Source organism: Blautia sp. St.27G3, from assembly GCF_059728505.1.
On record NZ_BAAGFO010000001.1, the window covers coordinates 1,214,293 to 1,237,468 of the forward strand.

18 protein-coding genes are annotated in these 23,176 nt (G+C 46.1%); 1 reads left to right on the forward strand and 17 read right to left on the reverse strand.

The features are described 5' to 3' along the window. The 6 genes from AC6I2O_RS05730 to AC6I2O_RS05755 form a co-directional block, all read right to left on the reverse strand. The gene (locus AC6I2O_RS05730; protein WP_120391330.1) at positions 1–963 is read right to left on the reverse strand and encodes an ROK family glucokinase; all 963 of its coding nucleotides are present in this window, start codon (positions 961–963) and stop codon (positions 1–3) included. A 24-nt stretch (positions 964–987) separates the two neighbouring features. After that, positions 988–1,902, reverse strand: a complete 915-nt coding sequence (locus AC6I2O_RS05735; protein WP_497742068.1) for a sugar phosphate isomerase/epimerase family protein — start codon at positions 1,900–1,902, stop codon at positions 988–990. Between the two features lie 22 nt (positions 1,903–1,924). Beyond that, on the reverse strand, positions 1,925–3,064 hold the full coding sequence (locus tag AC6I2O_RS05740; protein ID WP_120390934.1) for a Gfo/Idh/MocA family protein: 1,140 nt from the start codon (positions 3,062–3,064) through the stop codon (positions 1,925–1,927). A gap of 54 nt (positions 3,065–3,118) precedes the next feature. Continuing rightward, a complete protein-coding gene (locus AC6I2O_RS05745; RefSeq protein ID WP_120390935.1) occupies positions 3,119–4,075 on the reverse strand; it encodes an ABC transporter permease in 957 nt (318 codons plus the stop codon). Between the two features lie 28 nt (positions 4,076–4,103). Further along, on the reverse strand, positions 4,104–5,582 hold the full coding sequence (locus AC6I2O_RS05750) for a sugar ABC transporter ATP-binding protein (RefSeq protein ID WP_120390936.1): 1,479 nt from the start codon (positions 5,580–5,582) through the stop codon (positions 4,104–4,106). A gap of 78 nt (positions 5,583–5,660) precedes the next feature. Next, positions 5,661–6,680, reverse strand: coding sequence for a sugar ABC transporter substrate-binding protein (locus tag AC6I2O_RS05755; protein WP_497742069.1), 1,020 nt, complete (start codon positions 6,678–6,680; stop codon positions 5,661–5,663). Positions 6,681–7,035: 355 nt separating this feature from the next. Here AC6I2O_RS05755 and AC6I2O_RS05760 point away from each other — a divergent pair, with 355 nt between their 5' ends. Then, positions 7,036–8,067, forward strand: coding sequence for a LacI family DNA-binding transcriptional regulator (locus tag AC6I2O_RS05760; RefSeq protein ID WP_497742070.1), 1,032 nt, complete (start codon positions 7,036–7,038; stop codon positions 8,065–8,067). 135 nt (positions 8,068–8,202) lie between these two features. Here AC6I2O_RS05760 and AC6I2O_RS05765 read toward each other — a convergent pair whose 3' ends face one another. From AC6I2O_RS05765 to AC6I2O_RS05815, 11 genes are all read right to left on the reverse strand, one after another. Beyond that, entirely contained in the window at positions 8,203–9,090 is an 888-nt protein-coding gene (locus tag AC6I2O_RS05765) for a sugar phosphate isomerase/epimerase family protein (protein WP_120390938.1), read from the reverse strand. Between the two features lie 204 nt (positions 9,091–9,294). After that, positions 9,295–9,804, reverse strand: a complete 510-nt coding sequence (locus AC6I2O_RS05770; protein WP_120390939.1) for a helix-turn-helix domain-containing protein — start codon at positions 9,802–9,804, stop codon at positions 9,295–9,297. 265 nt (positions 9,805–10,069) lie between these two features. Further along, entirely contained in the window at positions 10,070–11,092 is a 1,023-nt protein-coding gene (locus AC6I2O_RS05775) for an ABC transporter permease subunit (protein ID WP_120390940.1), read from the reverse strand. Next, the gene (locus AC6I2O_RS05780) at positions 11,089–12,141 is read right to left on the reverse strand and encodes an ABC transporter permease (RefSeq protein WP_120390941.1); all 1,053 of its coding nucleotides are present in this window, start codon (positions 12,139–12,141) and stop codon (positions 11,089–11,091) included. The genes AC6I2O_RS05775 and AC6I2O_RS05780 overlap by 4 nt, the downstream gene beginning before the upstream one ends. Continuing rightward, positions 12,141–13,655, reverse strand: a complete 1,515-nt coding sequence (locus tag AC6I2O_RS05785) for a sugar ABC transporter ATP-binding protein (RefSeq protein ID WP_120390942.1) — start codon at positions 13,653–13,655, stop codon at positions 12,141–12,143. The genes AC6I2O_RS05780 and AC6I2O_RS05785 overlap by 1 nt, the downstream gene beginning before the upstream one ends. A gap of 171 nt (positions 13,656–13,826) precedes the next feature. Next, positions 13,827–14,768 (reverse strand): ABC transporter substrate-binding protein, encoded by a 942-nt coding sequence (locus AC6I2O_RS05790; RefSeq protein WP_497742492.1) that lies wholly within the window; start codon positions 14,766–14,768, stop codon positions 13,827–13,829. Between the two features lie 156 nt (positions 14,769–14,924). Then, on the reverse strand, positions 14,925–16,853 hold the full coding sequence (locus AC6I2O_RS05795) for a CE1 family esterase (RefSeq protein ID WP_497742074.1): 1,929 nt from the start codon (positions 16,851–16,853) through the stop codon (positions 14,925–14,927). Positions 16,854–16,929: 76 nt separating this feature from the next. Beyond that, on the reverse strand, positions 16,930–18,861 hold the full coding sequence (locus tag AC6I2O_RS05800) for an alpha/beta hydrolase family protein (protein ID WP_497742075.1): 1,932 nt from the start codon (positions 18,859–18,861) through the stop codon (positions 16,930–16,932). 366 nt (positions 18,862–19,227) lie between these two features. Further along, positions 19,228–20,700, reverse strand: a complete 1,473-nt coding sequence (locus AC6I2O_RS05805; RefSeq protein WP_497742076.1) for a sensor histidine kinase — start codon at positions 20,698–20,700, stop codon at positions 19,228–19,230. After that, positions 20,688–22,322, reverse strand: coding sequence for a response regulator (locus tag AC6I2O_RS05810; RefSeq protein WP_120390947.1), 1,635 nt, complete (start codon positions 22,320–22,322; stop codon positions 20,688–20,690). The genes AC6I2O_RS05805 and AC6I2O_RS05810 overlap by 13 nt, the downstream gene beginning before the upstream one ends. 25 nt (positions 22,323–22,347) lie before the next feature. After that, positions 22,348–23,100 carry a class I SAM-dependent DNA methyltransferase gene (locus tag AC6I2O_RS05815; protein WP_120390948.1) on the reverse strand — a complete coding sequence of 251 codons (753 nt, stop codon included), beginning with the start codon at positions 23,098–23,100 and terminating at the stop codon, positions 22,348–22,350. Positions 23,101–23,176 lie beyond the last annotated feature (76 nt).

The window sequence follows — 23,176 nt, forward strand, 5'->3', positions numbered from 1 at the left end:
TCACATAAGTACACAGGTTTGTCCCAAAAACAGTCTGGCTGCGCCACAAATTCCGGCGTCATTGCCAAGCCTTGCCAGGCGAAATTCTGTATTCTCACACGGTAAAAATGCATATTGGCGATAATATTTCTGAATCGGTTCCAGCAGAACACTTCCGGCCTTCGACACGCCGCCTCCAAGCACAATCACCTCCGGATCTACCACACAGGCACACATGGCAAGCGCCTTGCCAAGATAAAGCCCAAACTCCTCCGTAACCTGAAGCCCCAGCGCTTCGCCTTTTCCGGCTGCCTCAAAAATACGCTTCGCCGATAGCGCAGCGTCGTTGCGTCCGGCTGCCTGCTGTGCATCTGCATCCTCTTGCAAAATACGCCGCGCAATCCCCACAATGCCGCGTGCAGACGATAGCTGTTCCAGACAGCCGTATTTTCCACAGCTGCACGGTTCCTGTATCCGATCATCCACATGAATATGTCCAATCTCGCCTGCTGCCTGATGCGCTCCGGTAAGAATTTTGCCATCCACAATAATCCCGCAACCAACTCCGGTACCCAGTGTCACGAGCATCATGCTCCGGCAGCCCTTTCCGCTTCCCATTGAGTATTCCCCGAGTGCGGCCAGATTTGCATCATTTTCAGCTTTTACCGGAAGTCCTGTCTTCTCCTTCACATGCTGTACGAGAGGCACATCTCTCCACCCAAGATTTTCCGCCAGCACAACATTGCCGCATTCGTCCACCTGGCCGGGCACACCGATTCCAATTCCGCCCACTGCCCGTGTATTCAAACGCCGTTCGTTTATTTTTCCCTTTACACCATTAACAAGATCCGGTAAAATAAGCGCTCCGTTTTCTTCAAGCCTTGTCTGTATTTCCCACTTTTCCAGAAGGCTCCCCTGTGAGTCAAAAAGCCCGAATTTTATAAAACTTCCGCCAATATCAATTCCAAAATAATATTTTTCCATTCCCATCCGTCTGCCAGTTTCCCTCTACATCAGGGTATGCAGATAACGGTATGCCACCTCAATTCCATGTTTGATATCTTCCGGTGTCCCTTCAAACGACCGGTCCTCACATTCCAGACAGGCAGAACCGCTGTAACCAATTTCGTTTAATTTTGTAATCAGTTTCGGGAAATCGACGTCGCCATGGCCGGGCAGTTTCGGCGTATGCCACAGCCCCGGATACGTGAATCGCCCGTATTCCTCCACCTTATCCTGATCAATCTGAAGATCCTTAAAGTGAATGTGAAACATACGCTCCGCAAACGCTTCCACCGGTTTCCACACGTTCATCCCCAGCAGAACCATATGAGACGGATCAAAACAAAGTCCGATGTTTGGCCCCATTGCAAACATCCGACGCCAGATCTCCGGCGTCGTTGCCAGATTGTTGCCGCCCGGCCATTCGTCTCCCGTAAAATACATCGGGCAGTTTTCAATCGCAATGCGTACCCCCCGTTCCGCAGCATAGCTCAGAATCGGCGGCCAGATTTCCTCCATCATTTCCAAATTTTCCTCTACCGTCTTCCTCTTATCCCGTCCGATAAAGGTCGTCACAAGCCTTACATCCATCAATTTTGCCGCATCAATTACCTTATATAAATGCTTCCGTGATTTCTCTGCCACTTCCGGCTCGTCTGACATCGGATTTGGAAAATAGGCCAACGCTGCTATTTTAATTCCGCGCCTCTTTGCATAGGCAAGATATGCCTCTGCCTTCTCTTCTGTCAACCCATCTACATCTATATGCGTCACACCGGCATATCTTCTGGTTGCCGGTTCCTGCGGCCAACAGCAAACCTCCAGGCTTTCAAACCCCGTCTCCGCAGCATAATCCACGACCTGCTCGAAGGAATATCCTTCCAGAATCGCCGTGTGCAAACCAAGTTTCATCATCGTCATTTCCCCCTCCCTTATACTTTTCCTATATTTTCACCCACGCACGCTTCTGCGCGGACTCATATACCTTTTCACAAAGCACCATTTCCCGCAGACCGTCCTCAAAATTTGCAAAATCCCTCTGCGCGGTATCTCCTTCCAACACCGCCTGATAAAACTTTTCAAACTGTGCTTTGAATGTATCCGGGAATCCTTCCACATGGCCGCCCGGATATCCAATCACAGCCTTTGCCTTATCTGAAAGCACAGACGGGTCCTTCGGCGCCTTCTGGTTGAACATTTCCCGCCTTCCGACCCAAAGCTCCTGGGAATCCTCACTATCCCAATGAAGCGCGCATTTGCTGCCGCTGATCGAGATAATCTGCTGATTCTTTCGCCCCGCCGTCACCTGACTCACGTTCATGTTTCCGATCGCCCCGTTTTCAAACCGGAACAAAATGCTGCACCAGTCCTCCGTTTTCACCGGCGTGTCCGCATAATCCTCCGGCCGAAGCGCCATTCCAGAAAATGTCTCGACGGATTTCAGCGGTTTTTTCCTCGTTTTATGCAGCAGACCAAATTCTGCAAGCACCTCGACTGCCCGCAGTCCTGTAATGTCTTCCACCATATCAATCCAGTGCGTTCCGATATCCGAAAATGCCCTTGTATTCCCCGAAATCTCCGGGTCTAACCGCCAGCTCCAGTCACTCTCCAGAAACAGCCAGTCCTGAAGATACCCGCCTGTCACTGCAAATACCTCTCCGATCTCTCCACTTTGCACCATTGCTTTCATCTGCTGTACCTGCGGATTCATCCGAAGCGAGTGATTCACCCCTGTCACAATCTGATGCTCTTTTGCATACGCACACAGCGTTTTTGCTTCCTCCACAGTCATGGTAAAAGGCTTTTCCAGCATCACGCTCAGCCCCTTCTCCATCGCGTACATTGCCATCTCAAAATGTAGATTATTCGGCGTACAGATATGTACCGCATCCAATTCCTCCCGGTCAATCATATCCCTGTAGTCATCATATCCCTTGGGTACAAACTGTTCCCCCGCCTTCTTCTCTCCTCCGCTCTTATGCGCCACTGCCACAACATCCACATATCCCAGACGGCGCAGCGCCTCAATATGCGCTGCCCCGATAAATCCAATCCCAATCACACCCACTCTCATCCTTCTCATACGTTCTCCTTTCTACTGAAATGCTCTTTCGGGCGTCCTCTCAAAAACATTACATTATTTACGCAACATCTTAAAGCGCAGCGCACTGATCCCAAGCGACAGAATGATAATCACACCTGACGCAATCTCCTGCAAATACGGATTTACCCCCAGAATATTCAGTACATTCGAAATCAGTCCCAAAAGCAGCACGCCAAAAAACGTGCCAACTGCACTTCCCTGTCCGCCGCTGATCGGCGCTCCTCCGATCACGACCGCCCCGATTGCCGTCATTTCCAGTCCGGCTCCGGAAGACGGAAGCGCGGAACCGACGCGGGAGAGCAAAAGCACGGACGCAATACCGACAAAAAACCCGTTCAGCATAAAGAAAAGCAGTTTATTCTCTGTAATCCTCACGCCGGAAAGAAACGCCGATTTTTCATTGGAACCAATTGCATAAATTCTTCTTCCGATCTGTGTGTAGTTTAAAATAATAAATACAACAACAAAGCCCAGCAAACTAATCACAAAAGACAGTGGAATCACTCCTCCGATCTTTGTAAACGCGAGCATATCAAACTTCCCATAGACCGTCTGGATGACACCTTTAGTCGCAAACAATCCGATTCCTTTGTAAACACTCGTCGTCGCCAGAGTTATGATAAAAGACGGAGCCTTAAAGAGAATGGCAAGCGCTCCGTTCAAAAGCCCGCACAGCATACAAACTGCAACCGCCGCCACAGAGGCCACGAATCCGTTCACCCCCTGATTGATCAGAAGCGCGTTCGTGCAGCACGCCAGTCCGATAATCGCCCCCACGGAAATATCAAAATTACCGGATATAATCAGAATAGTCGCTCCTGCTGCCACCAGTCCTGATACCGCAATCTGCTCAAAAATATTCATGATATTGTTGATGGCCAGAAATTTCGGGTTTGCAATCGCCGTAAACACAGAAATAAGGATCGTAATCAGCAAAAGCATCAGCCACTGTGATTGAAACAGTCTCTGTTTCAGATTTTTATTCTTCATTCTTTTTCCCTTTATCCTTAAAAACTTCTTATTTTATGCCCATGTACCATTTCAGCAGCTCATCTTCCTGCGCCTCATCGGCAGGAATCACTGCGCTGAGTGCACCATCTTTCATAACAGCAATGCGGTCACTCATGGAAATCAGCTCCGGCATCGTAGACGAAACCATAATTACTATTTTTTTCCGTTTTACAAGTTCCTCTATCAGCCGGTAAATCTCTTCTCTGGCGCCAACGTCCACGCCCTTTGACGGCTCATCAAAAATATAAATTTCACCGTCCATGGCCAGCCACCGTGAAATTACAACCTTCTGCTGATTGCCTCCGCTTAACTTGCCTGCATCATGTTCCCGGTTGAACACTTTGATCGAGAGCTGCTCAATGCTGTGATCTACCAGTTCTTTTTCTTTTGCCAGGTTCAGAAAAAACCTGCTCTCGTTTTTCGCAATCGAAATATTTTCCTTTACTGAGCGGTCCAGAAAAAGTGCTTCCCCTTTCCGGTCCTCTGACACAAAACAGATGCCCTTTTTTATCGCATCTTTGGGGTCCTTCGGGGTAATTTCTTTCCCATTTAGGAACATCTGGCCGCTCTCCTTTGGATCTGCACCAAACAGCATGCGGACCAGCTCCGTCCGGCCTGCTCCGACCAACCCTCCAAGTCCCAGCACTTCGCCGTGTGAAACCGTAAAGCTGACATTTTTTACAAGATTTCCCCTTGTATACCCGCGTATCTCCAATGCCTGATCTCCGGTTGAAAAATTTCCCTTCCTATAATAATTAGAAGCATCTCTTCCCACCATTTCACGAATCAAGGTTTCCTGTGTGACCTCCCCGATCTGTCTTTCACTGACCGAGTAACCGTCTTTTAACACATTGACGCGGTCCCCCACACGGAAAATCTCGTCCATATAGTGTGAAATATAAATAATCCCGATCCCGTCATGCTTCAGCCGGTCAATCAATTCCATGAGCGCTTTCGTCTCATCCTCACCGAGCGATGCAGTCGGTTCATCCATAATCAGGATTTTCGCTTTTTTGTGAAGCGCTTTCGCTATCTGAAGATTCTGTTTCTGCCCAGGCGACAGCGTTTCCACCAGCACATCCGGACGGATCGTCATATTCAGCGCACGCAGAATCTCACCTGCTTTTTCTTCCTGTTTCCTGCGATCAATAAAAATTCCGTTTTTTCTAATTTCGGCTCCCTGAAAAATGTTGTCCGCAACGCTCAAAGTATCGACCAAATCCACATCCTGATAAATCGTTGCAACTCCAAGCTCCATAGCCTGGGAAGGCTGAAGCGAGGACCAGGTACGGCCAAACAGTGTGATACTTCCACTGTCCGGCTTTTCGGCGCCGGACAAAATTTTAATCAGGGTGGACTTGCCTGCCCCGTTTTCTCCGACGAGGCAGACCGTCTCTCCCGCATGAAGGGTGAGATTTACATTGTGAAGAACCTGAATCCCCGCAAAACTCTTATTGATATCTTTCAGCTCAAGTATCTGTTCCACACATACTCTCCTTCCGTTTTTCAAATATTACGTTTCCACTGAAATCTCTTTTCAAGCTTATTCCGGTTCTCACTCCCTTTATTCAGCGAGAAGCTCCGGGAAATACTCCTGTGTCAGCTCCCAGAAAATATCATTTACTTCCCACGGAACCACCTTGCTCTCATCGTCGATATTTTCCTGATCTACCGGCATGATCGGAAGCATAATGGACTGCTCGATTTCTGTACTCTTCCCTTCCACATAGTTCGCCAGCGCCAGATAAGAAACAAGTCCTTCCCAACCCGGTGAAGAAGAAATAGTATAAGAAAGGGAACCTTCTTTTACGAGCGGAAGCCCTGCCGGAGAACCGTTCTGTGCTATCACCGTATAGTCATCCAGTAGATTACTTGCCTTCAGCATCTGAATAACTGCCGCTGCCATATCTTCATCCATCACAAAGATAATGGAAAATTCTTTTCCGGAGGAAATCAGGTCCTGCGCCACATTCACGGCCTCGCTCGGATTGTATTTTCCTTCCCGAAGCTCTACCAGCTCGTTCTGTCCAAGTTCCTCTGCTCTGGCCGTCATCGCCTCATTCACTCTCTGACACGGAACGGATTCAAAATTTCCCGTGATAATCACAAACTTCTCGCCCGGATGATTTTCAGCCATCCAGTCCGCATAATTGATGCCCATCTCCGTCCAGTCGAAATCAATTGCTGCCACTATATCAGCCTCTGCGTCGAGCGCCGTTCCGCACGTATCGGTCGCTACCACCGGAATACCGGCCTGCGCACACTTCTCTGCCGCAATCTTCGCGCCTGTCTCATTAAACGGGAAAATACAAAGTCCGTCCACACCCTGATTGATCAGAGAATCAATATTGGAAATCTCCTTGTCCGCATCATAATCTGAGTTCAGAACAACAACCTTATTCCCGTCTTTTTCCGCGCCCATTGTAAATCCGTCAACATCTCTCTGGTACCAGGTGTCCGGACCCGGAGTAATATATCCGTATACTTTTCCGCCTTCTCCTGCCATCACCCCCATCGGCATTGCAGTAAGCATCGTTCCCACCATAACAACAGCTGTCATTCTCTTCATCTTTTTACCGTTCATTTTGTATCCTCCTTCTCCATGTTTGTTCTTCTTCCGTTCTGCCGAAGAGCGTAAATGTATGGTTTTATTCTTTACACTCTTTCCTGTAAATTTACAATTATAGGCTATCATGTTCTTGTCATTTTTTCAATATTTTTTTCAAAATCCACGCTATTTTCATGGTTTTTCATGATTTTATTATCATTTCTTTGTATATTATGCCATTTTTCTTTTCATTTTTACATTTGTATTTACATTTTTACATTTTAAGTTTATTATATTATTTAATCAGAAGCTGCAAAATAGCAGCTTCCTACGTGATCAGACCCAATTTCTTCACGTATATAAAAGAAAAAGTTTCATGGGAGGATTTTTAATGAAAAGGAAACGCATTACGATAGAAGAACTGGCAGAAAAAGCGAATGTATCCATCGCAACAGTTTCCAGAGTGCTCAATAATAAAGGAAATGTCAAAAAAGAAACAAGAAATCATGTCATTGAAATCATGCAGAAATACGATTTTCATCCACAGAATCCCCATGCGCTCTCCAATCCGGAAAGCAATCTTCTTCTGACCTGCGTCCCGGATTTCTGTAACCCATTTTACAGCCCTGTCATTGACGGAATCCAGAAAGCCGCGCACGAAAATAATTATGACGTCATCTTCCTTCAGTCAAGAGATTATTACACTGAGATTTCTGATTTTGCCAATATTCTTAAAGAAAAATCAATTGCAGGCATTCTGATCCTCTCTTCAGTTCCAAATACAGAGCTGATACGTGAACTGAACTTCAAGTGTCCGGTTATTATGTGCTGCGAATATCCAGAGGATTATGACGTCTCCTATGTAACCATCAATGATGTGGCATCAACCGTCACAGCGATCAATTATCTGGTACTCACGGGATGCAAAAAAATCGGCCTGATGAACAGTTCCCTGAAATTCAAATACGCGAGACACCGGGAAAAAGGGTTCACACAGGCGCTTGAGGAGCACGGCCTTGAGATCAACCCGGAATGGGTGGCACACATCTCCTCCATCAACTACAACCTTGCATATTCCGAAGCCCTGCATATCCTGCAGCTTCCCGATCGTCCCCAGGCCATGTTTGCCTGCTCGGATGTCTACGGAATCGCCATTATCAATGCAGCTAAAAATCTTGGTCTTCGCGTACCGGAGGATTTATCTGTGATAGCCTTTGACAACACGGAAATATCCATCATGTCAGACCCTCCGCTCACCACAGTCGATCAGCCGAAAAAACAGATCGGCTATCAGTCCTGTGAAATGCTGATTGATCAGATCAAATCCCCCGGCTCTGCAAACAAACAGGTGGTTCTGAGCACGCAACTGATCATCCGCGGCTCCACGCTTCTGCCAACCCAGAGTCCGGCACTTCACGTTTAAGAAAAAACTCCGCTTTATAAAAAACAAAGAAAAACGGCAGCCATATGAAGATACTACTGTTACACTTCATATAGCTGCCATTTTGTTACGCTTCTGTTCTGGTTTCGTATCTCAGTCAGAACGTTACTATCACCTTCAGACTCCCAATTCTCTGTGCAGGTAGTCCATCGTCTGTTTCATTCTGGCATATACCTGGTCATCGTCATCCTCAATCGCTGTGCACACCTCGAGATACTGCGTGATCTCATCCAGCCCCGCGTCCTTGGTTGCTTTTTTAATCAGCTCAGGCGTCACAATTCCCTCTTTTGTAAAATCCCAATGCCTGTCCCATTCACCGTCTGTCTGCTGAAGATGGATCGCCCCAATATATGGGCCGCAAGTACGGAACCAAAGCGCAATATCCGCCTCATCCCCAAGCAGAGGCCGGTAAAGCGCATGTCCCCAGTCAATCAGAAGCCGGACCGGAATCTCCGTCCCTTTCAGATCTTCCATCATTTGTACAGACACAGACGGGCTGTGCGGAATCTCCGTAAACAGCGGTGTGGCTTCGATATGTATTTCCTTAAGTCCCCGTTCCTTTCCATGCGCTGCAATCATCCTGATATTTTTCAGCATATCCTGATACAGGAACTCTCTGCGCTGCGGATTCCTCGCATCATCATAGGATAATGCACCGATCGCGGTTCCCATTACTTCTGCACCAAGCTCAGCTGTCATATCAACCGCCCGTTTAAAAAACTGCAGCGCAATCCCACGCTGCAATTCATCCGGCGCAAGCAGCTGCGGATAAGAATAGGCCGCAAGCCCGCTGAACGTAGAATCAATCACCACACCTGCCCGCTCAAACGCCTCCCGAAAACGTCGTGCATACGCACCCCTTTGCTCCGCCGGCCACCACGGGTCAATCAGATCCCACGTAACCTGTACATGGTCCGTTGCAAAATCATGTTTCACCAGCGCTGCCAGACGCTCCGGCTCTACCCACCGCTTCACCGCAAAAGACAAATTCAATCCCAGTTTCATACCGCATCCCCCTTTTTTACATTTTTTCTGTAAATTTACATTTTAAACTTATCATATCCCAATATTTTTTTCAATAACTATTTGTACAAAACCTTTCCAGAATGATAGGGACACGGCGTTGCCTCCTTATTAGCGTCCGGAGGGGATAATGCGATAACAATTTGATTTTATCTTTTTTGAATGGAGCTATAAAGCAGAGCGGTTTTATTCTTTCTTCTGCGTCAAGATAATACCAACGATTGCACCAATAAGAATAATCGGTGCTACTCTGACAAGCAACCATTCAAATGAGTGAAATACCACTCCGAGAACGGCGGTTTCAGGATCACTATAATCCCAAGCCAAGTAAGGACTTTCTACTTCCAATAAAATTGAAAAAATTGCTACCACAACTACGCACAATGAGATCAAAAGCCAATGTACAATTCTTTTTCTTGTGGTTTTTCTCTGTGCAAGTTGCAAGTTTATCACCTCCAGTTTTGCGGAAATCGCCTTTAAGTCGTCAATTTCTGACTCAATGACGTTTTCTCCAAGCAATGTACTCACGGATGTTTCAAACACTTCTGATAGGGAAACCAACATATCAGAATCCGGAACCGACAATCCTTGCTCCCATTTAGAAATTGTTTGTCGCACCACGTTCAGCTTGACAGCAAGCTCTTGTTGCGAAAGTCCTTTTGATTTTCTGATCGCTTTAATATTTTTGCTGAGCATTCGGGATAACCTCCTTCCTTTCATTGTTACCACTATTGTAGACGTATCTGCCCGTTACCACAAGCAACGCATTTTAACATTCAAGTAAAATAACAAATTTCTTTGATTTTCAGAAAACTCTACAACCAAATAAAAAGAGCTGCCACTTGGAAAACAATTCATGCACAGACACGTCTGTCTGCGACTAAATGTTTTCCTGTAACAGCCCATTTAATAAGGGGTACAATGAAAAGAAATTTTTCTTGCTTTTATTACAAATTACAATCTATTTTTTATTTTTCTCTTTCGCCGCAGCAAAGACACTCTGAAGTACAATGAAGAAGCAGAGCATTGCTGCGATTGTGATTCGTGTCCACCAGGAAGACAGCGTGCCCTGGAAGGTGATAAATGCTTCGATCGTACCTTTAATCAATACGCCGAACAGACTGCCGATTACATTTCCGACTCCACCAGTCAGAAGGGTTCCTCCAATGACAGAGGAAGCAATAGCATCCATCTCAAGTCCTTTTGCCTGCTCCACAAAACCAGAACACGTATTCAGACAGAACAGAAAACCGCCCAGACTTGCCAGGAAGCCTTCCAGCATATAAGCTTTGAGCTTTGTGCGCTTGACATTCAGTCCCATCATCAATGCGGACTGTTCGTTTCCTCCGATTGCATAAATGCTTCGTCCAAATTTTGTGTATTTCAGGACAAGAAAAACTGCAATCAGAATGAAAATGGCAATGATTACACTCGGATATATATACGGTTTGATCAGCATTCCCTTTTTATTTATGTATCCGCCAAACGGCAGATAAATTTTGCACTGCGCCCAGGAAAGAAACATCTCATTTTTAATACTGATCATCTCTTTGCTGATCACTGCCGTCATACCTCTCGCGAAAAACATGCCTGCAAGAGTCACAATAAATGGCTGAATCTTCAGGTATGCAACAAGCCATCCCTGTACAAATCCAAATACCAGACCAATCGCCAGCACAAAAACGGTCGACCAGATTGCGCCCCAACCGGCCATCTCCATGGTCCAAGCCAGAATCATACATACCATAGCTACGACAGAACCTACTGAAATATCAATACCGCCTGTAATCATGACGATCGTCATGCCGACTGCAATGACAATCAGACCTGCATTTGAAATAAAAAGATTCAGGAAATTCTGTGTTTTCGCAAAACCCTGTGTCTTAAAAAGAATACAGCCTACGACATACATCACAAGGAACAATGCAATGGTAATCACGAGAAGGAAAGAATTACCATCTAGTTTACGTCTTTCTTTTTTCATGATACCGCTCCTTTCCCTGCCCCTGCAGAAAATTTTGCTTTCAGACGACGCATCAGCTTTCCAAGCTCCGGTGACTGCAAAGATACAATAATCACAACCACAATCGCCTTGTATACCGGAATCTGATCAGAACTTACGGAACCTGCATACAGAGTTGTCGTCAGCGTCTGAATCGTATATGCGCCAATCACAGAACCAAGCAGAGAAAACTTACCGCCTGCCAGAGAATTGCCGCCAAGAGCAACTGCCAGAATCGCATCCAGCTCCAGGTTCAGTCCGATATTGTTTGCATCCGCAGAATAAATACGGGATGAGTTGATCAGTCCTGCAATACTTGCGCAGAAACCGCTGAACGCATACACGAGAAAGATAATCATCGTAGATTTTAGTCCCACAAGTCTTGCCGCTTTGGAGTTAATTCCGACCGCCTCTATGTACATTCCCATTGCCGTTTTTTTCAGCAGCAACATGGTCAGCACCACCATCAGAACAGTAACAAATATTGAGGTCGGAACCGGAACACCCGGAATGCTGGAACCAAGCATTTTATAGCTGTCCACACGCACGTAGGTGATCTGTCCATTCGTCAGAAGCTGTGCGATTCCACGGCCTGCCGTGAACAGAATCAGCGTAGCAACCATTGGCTGAATCTTCAGCTTTGCTACCAGGAAACCATTGAAGCAACCGCAGAGAATACCAACCAGGATTGCCAGCAGTGCGCCCAGCAACGGATTACGAATATACTCATTTACACTCTGCTGTCCGCCTGCGGTAAACGCACAGGCAACGGCCGCTACAACGGCCATAACAGCACCTACAGAAATATCGGTACCAGCCGAAGCAGATACGACAAGCGTCATGCCAACTGCAAGAATCACAACCTCACTGCCTCGGTTTATCACATCAATAATACGTCCATACAATACGCCGTTTTGTATACCAATTTTAAAAAAATCAGGACTGGCAATCACTGCCGCGATCAGCATAACAGCCAGACAGAAAAGCGGCATAAACAACCTTTTGGATGTCAGCTTTTTGATATTTTCCATCAGTTTCCTCCTCCTGCGATTGCTTTCATGATTGAGTTCTGATGAAGCTCAGATTCTTCCAGCTCGCCAACCTTCGCACCGTCGCGAAGTACGGCCATTCTGCTGCAGGTACGAATCATTTCCTCAATCTCAGATGAAATGAACATAACTGCCATGCCCTGCTCGGCAAGCTGCAACACAAGCTTCTGAATCTCTGTCTTTGTTCCGATATCAATACCTCTGGTCGGCTCATCCAGAATCAGGAAATCCGGATTGGTCAAAAGCCATCTGCCAAGGATTACTTTTTGCTGGTTTCCACCGGAAAGCTGTCGAATCGGCGTCTCCCGGTCTGCCGTTTTAATCTGCAAAACGTCGATGTATTTATCGGTAAATTCTTCCTGTTCTTTGCGGCTCAACAAGTGAAACAGTCCTCGTTTTGCCTGAAGCGCGATGATAATGTTCTCACGCACCGACAGATCAGAAATAATCCCCTCTTCCTTTCGGTTCTCAGGCAGATAAGCCATACCTGCCATCATGGCATCGAGCGGAGCACCTACAAGAAGTTTCTTTCCTTTTACAAACAGTTCTCCCATATCCGGCTTATCCGCGCCATAGATACTTCTGGCAAGCTCTGAACGGCCAGAGCCAAGCAATCCGGTTAAACCAATCACTTCACCTTTATGGATATCCAAATCGAACGGACGAATCGTCCCCTTATGACCAAGCTTCTTTGCGCTGATCGCCACCTCGCCTTTTATGCGGTTCTGCATGCCTTCTTTTTTAATGGCAGCAAGATCATCAAAGTCTTTTCCCATCATTTTGGCAACCAGCTGTACTCTCGGCAACTCCTCTACCTTGAATTCTCCGACCAGCGCGCCGTTCCGAAGCACCGTAATGCGGTCACAGACTGCATATACCTGCTCCAGGAAATGTGTTACAAAAATAATACCTACGCCCTGATCACGCAGCCTGCGCATCAGACCGAATAATTTTTCCACTTCTCCGTCATCCAGAGATGAAGTCGGCTCATCCAAAATGAGCACCTTCGCCGACATATCTACCGCACGCGCAATTGCCAGCATCTGCTGGATTGCAATCGAATAATTTTCTACTGCTACTGAAACATCAATATGTATATCCAGTCCCTCGAGTAACTCTCTGGACTTCTTTTTCATAGTTCTCCAGTCAATCATACCCGCCCGCTTCGGTTCACGCCCGATAAACAGGTTTTCTGCCACTGAAAGATTCGGACAGAGGTTTACCTCCTGGTAAACGGTACTGATCCCGTTCGCCTGCGCCTCCTGTGGGGAACGGTTGATAATCGCCGTATCAGCTCCCTCAATCTGGATTTCGCCGGATTCAAATTCTTCCACACCGGTGAGCACTTTAATCAAAGTAGACTTCCCGGCTCCATTTTCTCCCATAAGCGCATGGATTTCTCCTTTGCGCAGAGTAAAATCGACATTCTGCAGTGCTTTTACTCCCGGAAAATTCTTACTGATGTCTCGCATGGTAAGTACAACATCCTGCTCCATAAAGCACCTCTCTTTCCATATTTCTGTGAAAATCTGGCCATTCGCACAGCAGATTTTTTTGTTTATTTTTGATGGTACAAAAGGTATGGAGGCGAAAGCCTTACGGCCTCCGGCCTCCACACCCGACTATTTCTTATTTTATACAGATTTTATAATGATCTTCGCGTTTCATTAGTAAGCACGCTCTGCCTGAATTGCTTCAAGATCCATTGTTGTATCAAAGAATGCTTCGTCTACGTACTGGATTTTCTCAACTTCTTCGCCTGCCTCAAGCTTCTGGATGATTTCAGCAACGCGCGGTCCGTGAAGAGGGTTACACTCAAATGTAGCGTTCAGATCGCCTGCGATCATGGAATCGAAAGCAGCCTTTACAGCGTCGAAGGAAACAACAATGATGTCTCCATCCGGACCACAGGTCTTACCAGCAGCCTTGATTGCGTCGATTGCGCCAAATGCTTCGTTGTCGTTTTCACAGATAACTACATCAATGTCATCATAGGATTTCAGGAAGGATTCCATAACTTCCTGGCCTTTTGCCTGTGTGAATTCACCAGACTGCATATCCAGCATCTTCCAGTTCTCGTGCTCAGCAAGCTTCTTGGCAAAGCCTTCTGTACGTCCGATCTGAGCGGAAGCACCGATCGTACCCTGAATTGTTACGATATTGATTTCTTCTTCGCCGCGGCCCTGCTCCTCAAGATAAGCTGCCAGCCAGTCGCCACATGTCTCACCTTCCAGTGTGAAGTTTCCACCTACCCAGCAAGTATACAGACTGTCGTCTGCAAGATCCATCATACGGTCGGAAAGAATAACCGGGATACCAGCGTCTGCTGCTTCCTGAAGAACGGTCTCCCAACCGGTCTCTACTACAGGTGCTACTACGATGTAGTCAACTTCCTGCTGGATAAAGCTTCTGATTGCTTTGATCTGATTTTCCTGTTTCTGCTGTGCATCGTCAAAGATCAGTTTGTATCCATTTTCCTCTGTAAAAGTGGATTTGAAAGATTCTGTGTTTGCTGTTCTCCAGTCAGACTCAGCACCAACCTGTGCGTAACCAACTGTGATCAGATCTTCCTCTGCAAATACGCTAAGCGGCATCATGGAAATTGCCATTGCAGATACTGTTAAAAGAGATACCATTTTCTTATTCATTTTTTCTTCCTCCTTATTGATAATGCAGAATTTTTCTGCCTTTATTTTTATGGATCTGCCGCGCAAACACTGCTTTCACAGTTACACGGCAGTCCCATAATTCTTTACTTCAATCCATTAATCAACATACGGATTGTAAACAACTTCGCCGGTCTCCAGATTTCTGGAATACTGCTTCATGAAATCCCACACGATATCTGCATATTCCGGATACAGTGCATGGATCGGCCCCTTGATAAATGCAAAGGCAACTCTCGGCTCACCGTCTGCATTATTCAGATACCAGGTATCCTTCTCAAATTCATCATTCACTGTATCAACAACAACTTTGTCGCCTTTGATACCAAGATGCGGATATGCCTCAAAGTCATATGCCGGAAGCTCAATACCATTCAGGCTACTCCACAAAGTCAACATTTCCTGCTCTGCCTCATTGATGTTGCCTTCCATAGCATCCAGTCTTCTCAGGCTGTCGAAAGAAGTCAGCGTAAGAATCGTCGGCAGATCACAGTTGTCAAAATTGCTTACCTGCTCTTCCGGAATCGGAGTCGGAGAACCTGCGCACGGACCAATTGCTGCAAACAGAGATGGCTCATAATATCCAACCGTATAAGTAGCGCCGCCGCCCATGGAATATCCTGTCGCATATACGCGGCTTGCATCAAGCGCCGGATATTTCTCAAGCATATATTTTACAATTGATGACAGAGCTTCTCCTCTGACTTCGCCGATCAGCTGATGATCCGGAGCCACAACGGCTACTCTCTCTCTTCCTGCAAGCTCCACAAAACCATTCTCTTCTACGAATACACGCGGGTCGTCTCCGCCGCCATGGTTTGCCAGAATGAGCGGGATTGATCCGGCCGGAGCTGTTCCGTCCAGTACTTCCTCTGGAAGATACTCATACCATACATCCAGATATTCACCGGCCGGTGTAATAGATCCGTCCATATTCTCCATATCCGTTGTCGTCTTTATTTCAGCAAAACGGTCATCGTCCATCTGATGCTTAATCAGGCAGATACCGTCTGCTGTTTTTCCGTCGATCAATGTATTTCGATCGCACAGAGAATACGGCGCCTGGTCAAAATTGTAACCTGCATACTCTGTTCCGCCGCTGTTGATTCCCTGCGGAAGTACCGGTACACGCATTGCTTTAATGAACATGCCATAATATGCATCGTTCACAACGCTGGACAGCTCCGGATTTTCCTGTTTGGAAGCAACTACTTTACGAAGCGGCCATGCCTGGTTGTAATAAACATCTTTCTCGTCGTCTCTTTCCAAAGCGTCTGTTTCATTGATTGCTTTGTACTTTTCAATCACGTCTTCTTTTCCGTTTACAAGATAAACCGGTACCATAATTTCCGGTTTGCGGATTTCTTCCATATCTCCGCCGACTAACAGTGCGCCTGCGATACGTCCCGCAAAATCTTCTTCCACAGAAAGGAAATTGTTAAAGAATGTTGCGCCGCCATCTACACCGATATAGTACACATTGCCATATCCCCCGAAATATTCCGGATCTGCAAAAGTAACTGCATTGCCTTCTGCGTCAGTTGAAGTAGCTTTCTGTGACAGCATGGCGGTCTGTAATGCATAGTAATCCTTCACATCTGCCTGACCGAATGTCTCACCTTCCGGTGTAAGCAGAATAACACTACCGATTGCCTGGTCAATAATATCTATTACGCCAAGTCCTTTTAAATACTCAAGTGCTGCATCCTTGCTCTCGAAATGCTGCTCAGCTGCAACGATGAGATTTGTGTTCATACGGGCAGCTGCACGGCCTGCGTACTGATTTGCGGAACGATATACAAATGTTGTTCCGTCCGGGTATGCTTCCAGTGCAGGATGGCCGACAAATGTTTTACTTCCATTCTCAACGATTCCCTGTACAACAGCTGGTGCATTTGCATGTGCTTCCTGTAATGTCTCAAATGTTGCCTCATTGCCGAGCTCTCCTGTAAAGTTTACTGCGAGAGCTGTGCTGCCCGATGAAACCGTAAGGCCCAGGGCCAGCAGACATGTCAATACTTTCTTCATATCATTTCCTCCTGTATCATTTATCATTTATAAGTTCTTCAACCAATGCGTTCTCTATTTATCCTGAAAATAACGCTTAGTTCTGATACGGATTGTACTCAATTTCCTTTGTCTCCGGGTTACGGCTGAAGTTCTTCATCCATCCCCATGCAAGGTTTGCGTATTCCTGATACAGACCGTGCGGAATAAACTCAACAATGCTCAGACCAACCATCGGCACATTCTCTTCATTCAGCATGAACCATGAGTAATTCGGATACTCGTCATTAATCATTGTCTCACGGTAAATATCGCCCTTGAAACCGCTCATCGGATATTTCTCGAAGTCAAATTCTACCGGTTCCATTTCATTGTAGCCAAGGTAGCTGTTGATGTTCTGCTGGAAGTCCTCTGCAATATATCCGTTTTCAGCGTCATAATGTGTCCATGTATCATACGTACAGGTTGTCAGCATCATCGGCATATCGAGTTCCTTAAACTGCTCTTCCTGCTCTTCTGTATGCTCAATCGGAGTACCGGACATATTTACTGCTGCTGCGAAAAGGCTTGCGTCTCCGTATACACATCTGTTTGTTGCGCCGCCGCCCATGGAATATCCTGTTACATATACACGGGAAGGATCAATCTCCGGATGTGTTTCCAGCACGTGACGAACAAGCGCCGGCATTGCACCCGAAAGCGTATGCCACGGTGACTCATCCTGGAAGGATGCTGCAAGATCTTCTGATGTATGACGCTCAGCCACGATAGCAAATCTCTCTTCTCCTGCAAGTTTCAGCCAACCAAGCTCATCAACTGCCTGAATCGGATCATCTCCGCCTCCATGATTTACAACGATAAGCGGAATGCTGTGCTCTGCTGCTGCTCCGTTTACCATCTCATCCGGAAGGAACTCATACCACGTTGTTACAAACTCGCCTTTATTGGTCGGATAGTCTTTTAACAGTTCTTCGTCCTGACACTCAACTACATGGATTCCATCCGGTGTCACGCCATTAATGATCGCATTACGTGCGCCCAGTGAGTACGGCGCCTGATTCCAGTTATAATTACGATATTCAGTAGAAGCCGTATGAAGACCTGCTTTTACAACCGGAACTCTCATAGATTTAATAAACAGTTCATCGTATGCTTTCTGTACACAGGCTGCAACATCTACTTCATCCGTTGTTGTGGAAATTACTTGCTGAAGCGGATGATCGCTGTTGTAGTAAAGAAGATCATCACCGTTACGTCCTACGCTGTCTGTCTCATTGCCGGCTGCGTATTTCTGCACAACATCTTCGTCTGCGTTCACCAGCCATACTGGTACACATACCGGAACTTCCTGAATCTTTTCCATCTCTCCGCCGATCAGAAGCATACCTGCGATACGGCCTACATAATCCATGGTCGGAGAAATATAATTGTTGATAAATGTTGCTCCACCGTCAATACCAATCACGTACCGGTTTGTAACACCGCCAAAATATCCTGCATCTGCATAATACGTGGAAGAATCTTCGCCGCGGATAGAGAATCCAACGTTGCACATTGCGGACTGCAACTGATAGTATGCATACTGGTCTGCATCACCGAATCCTGTTTCCGGATTAATCGGCGTTACCAGTACAACGCTTCCTGTCGCTTCGTCTACCATCTTTGTCAGTCCAAGTTCTGTGATGTAAGCAAGTGCTGCATCCTTATCTGCAAAGCTCTGGTCTGTATACACCATCAGGTTCGTATGCATTCTCGGGCCGCCAGCCGTCGTATTCAGCATACCGGCGGAACGATACACATATGTTGTATTCTCCGGATACGCATCAAGAGCCGGATCACCGACGTACGTTCTTGCCGGATATTCACTCATAATAAAGCCCGGTGCATTTTCATGCGCTTCCTTTAATGTTTCAAACGTTGCGTCGTTGCTCTGATGACGCTGATAGAGTGCTGCTGAAGCTTCCATCGACAATGCTCCAACGCTGAGTCCTGCAGCCAGGATCACACTTAATACCTTTTTCGTTTTCATACTTTCCTCCTTTATGCATGCTTCACGGTTGCTATGTTGTGAAGTTTACCAGTAAAAAGCATAAAATAATACGGAATAAAGCCGTAAATTTGTATTGTTTTTTCATACATTTCTTTGTCAAATCCTTTTTTATTCAAAATTTACAGAAAAAAGTGTGATTTCTTTCAATAGGGAGGGATTTTAAGATATGAAAACGGACGCCCTCTGATAAATCGTACCAAAACAGCGTTCCAGCAAACTTCCAGGAGTAAAACCATAACTGTTTCATGCATCCATCAAAAAAGCACTGTCTGATCGATGATCTTCCATCGAAAAGCAGTGCTTTTTCAGTCTGTATATGATTTCATTTTCACCTGATGACAGTCTCTAATTCGCTCCTAACTTTTTAGGGATACATACAATGACCGTAGTTCCTTCGCCTTTCCGGCTTCTGAACGACACTCCGTATTCCTTTCCGTAATTTAAGCGAATCCGCTCGTGGACATTTTCAAGGCCGAAGCCTCTGCCGTGAACGGCCTTCCCGTCCAGTTTTCCGCGCAAACGTGCAAGCTCTTCGTCGTCCATTCCGATTCCGTCATCTGAAACTTCAAAATAGATTTTGTCTTCCTTCTCATAGCCCAGGACCACAATTTTTCCTTTCCCACGCTTGTTTTTTATTCCGTGATACAACGCGTTTTCCACGAAAGGCTGAAGGGTCAGCTTCAGTATCGTATATTCATACAGCGACGGCGCAATGTCAATCTCATATTCCAGAATGTCGGCATACCGGAATTCCTGGATTCTCAGATAGCTCCTGATATGAGACTCTTCCTCCCGGATTGTAATATAATCCTTCCCTTCACTCAGCGTTGTGCGGAAAAATTCAGACAGTGCCGTCACCATGGACACGACCTCCCGGTTCTGTCCCCCTTCTGCCATCCAAACGATCGCATCCAGCGTATTGTACAGAAAATGCGGGGTAATCTGCGCCTGAAGGAGCTTCAACTCTGTATCTCTCAGATTCCATTGCTCTATTTTAATATTCTCAATCAGATACCGAATCTCTGCTGTCATCTCGTTAAAGCTCTCAGTCAAAACCTGAATCTCATCCCCAGACTCAATTTTCGCCGGAGCAAAATTCCCCTTGGCCACCTTCCGCGTCGCTGTACACAATTCACGGATCGGCTGTGTGACACTGCGGGTAATCATTCTCGTCATACTTAGTGTGAGCATTACAATCACAACCAGAATTACTGTACTCAATATGACCGTACTTTTCGAATGGGACTGTAATTCTGCACGGATATTTTCAAGATTCACAGCTTCATGATAAATATACTCCTGCAAATTGTCCTGAATCAGGAGCGTTGAACTCCGAATATCCTTGTCCAGCAGCTCAATGTTCTCCCCATAATGTCCACCTTCGCAGATATTATTTTCTATTTTCTGTACGACCTTTTCCAACCAACCAAGACTTTTGTTGATCCGGCGCATCAACTCAGCGCTTTCCTTCCCTGACGCGTTCTCCTGGCGCTGCACTGCTTCACGCATCTCCTGAATAATTCTATATGGATTACGCACTTTCGCCGAATCTGCAATACTGTTATCTGCATACGTATCAATATGTTCCAGGCTGAGGTTCTGTACAATCGCCCGATACATACTGTAATCAAGATCTGTCTTAAAGCTCAGACTGTAATCCTTAATATCTGTGATGTTCTTGACGCTCTGATTGTATGCCGAACTAAAACTAATCAGATTGATCAGCAGATACAGCACCAACGCAGTAAGGGGCACCATAATGACGCCGGTCAGCATGCCCATCCGATGGCTCAGGGAGAATTTTTTCAGGCATCGCATGACTGTCCCCCATTCTTTCTGGCCCGATATTCTTTCGGGGTACAGCCGCATATTTTCTTAAATATGTAACTAAAATAATGAGAATCCCGGTATCCGACGTAATATCCGATCTCCGAACTGCGCATGTCCGTGCACATCAGCAACTCCTTTGCCTTTTCAAGTCGTATGCTCGTCAGATACTCACTGAACGTAGAGCCTGTTTCCTGGCGAAACAGCGTACTGAAATAACCCGGACTAATATTTACCATGGCTGCTGCCTGATTCATGGAAAATTCGTTATTCTGAAAATTTTCAAGAACACACCGTTTTGCGGTCTCGATCAAATCATGATATTTCCCCCTCGCCGATTTATCCCGCAGATAAATCGTCTCCGCAAACAGCTGTTTCACATACGTGATCATCTTTTCAGTAGAAATCGCATAATCGGAAAAACGATCAATCTCCCTGCATTCTTTTGAGAGCGCCGACGCCTCGACACCGATGTTCTCCAGAAAACGGCAGGCACAAAAATTCATATCTACAATCAGATAGTGGCAGAACATCAGGGAATTATAATTATCCAGACCAATGTTGTAAAAGTATTCTTCCACAAAATCGCCAACCTCTTCCGCTACTCCTACTTTCAGAAAATCTTCGATTAATTTCCGGTTTACCTTTGACGGATCTACCAAAATCCGCCCTTTTTCTTTTATCTTTGTCCTGTTTTCCATTGCAGAAGCCAAAATAAACTGATTTTTTTCAACAAAAAAGCGACTGGCAAACGCTTTGCTCGCCGCATGGTACGAATTGCAGATATCGCTCATTCTCTGTACTGTTTCTCCAATCCCTCCGAAATACAGAATGCCTTCTTCGTCTTTCAGCATTTCCTGTATGTTTCTCTCAAACTGTGCAATCCCTGCTTCTGCCTGCTCTTTTGTTTCCGCCTTCAGCAAAAATGCCCAGCCTTCCGGACTCCGATCAAAAACCAGCACATCGTTCCAGTTTTCTATTGCCCCGTTTATTTTTTCTACCGCAGTCTCTATTTCATCTGAATACACCTGACTTTCATCCGGTGTCATCAGCTTAAACAAAAGTACGGTATAAAATTCTGCGGTTAAATCAAGTCCCAACAACTGCCCCTGTTCCAGAAATTCTCTCGTGGAACAATTCTGTAAAACAATGCGATTAAACAGCCGCCTTCTTTCAAAACTGATATTTTCCTGCATTTCCTTCCTGTACTGATCCATCAGTTCACGCTGCGCACGGTCCTCGCGAATCACATCTGCAACCTTTTTCACTGCTGTCATCAGCTGTTCCGACGTAATCGGCTTTAACAGATAATCTGTCACCCCTAAGGTAATCGCCTTTTTTGCGTAATCAAACTCGCCAAATCCGCTTAATATCACGATTTTCGTGTCCGGCAGCTCTTTTTTTACAAGCTCAGCCAATTCCAGTCCGTTCATAAACGGCATCCGTATGTCTGTAATCAGGATATCCGGCCGCGTCTTTTTAATAAGCGGCCAGGCAAGTTCGCCATCGCTCGCTTCTCCGACAAACGCAAACCCCTCCTTTTCCCACGCGATATTGTTTTTAATCCCATTCCGTATAATCACTTCATCTTCTGCCAAAAATACTTTTATCATAGCTTTATCCCCCAATTCTCAGGCTCTACTTGCCCTGCTCCCGCGCAATAAAATATACACGCTCGCTGTCTGCCCCCGGTGACTCCATTGTGAAAGCATCGTAAACTGCCTCCAACACCAGTCCAGCTTTGGCAAGAAGCCTGCTTACCATCTCAATCTCATATGCCCTCTGGTAATGCGTTTCCTCATATTTTTCATACAGCCCGTCCTCACGCCTGATAAATAGCGTCAGGTCGTACTCATTGATCTGTTCCTCCTCTTCGTACCAGTTTTCCCAAATAAAACTGCTCTCCTCCCGATTCTCAGCAATCACAGAATCACCAAGAATCTTCTCATATTTGTAAACTGTATTCAAGTCAAAAATAAAAATTCCGCCCGGATCAAGATAATTATTCACCAGGCGGAACACTTCCAGAAGTTCTGTCTCGTCGGTAATATAATTCATCGAATCACAGACACTGACCACTGCTTTTACTGTCCCGTACAGTTCAAACTCCCGCATGTCCTGCAAAAGATACAAAATATCATGACCCGACTGTACCTTTTTCTCCTGCGCAATTTCCAGCATTTCAACTGAATTATCCACGCCAATCATATCATAGCCCTGATCTGACAACACCTCCGTCATCGCCCCTGTACCGCATCCAAGCTCCAGCACCAGGCCATCTTCCACTCCGTACCGCCGGAGCAGACCACATAAGTATCTGCCCCATTCCTCATACGGAATATTATCCATAAACAAATCGTACACCCTGGCAAAACTCTCATAAGACGCCATTTTCCTACACCTCTCTTTCCTTTTCTGTCGTGTTCTAATATCAAAACTTATCCGAAATCTCCGGTACAGCCCCACA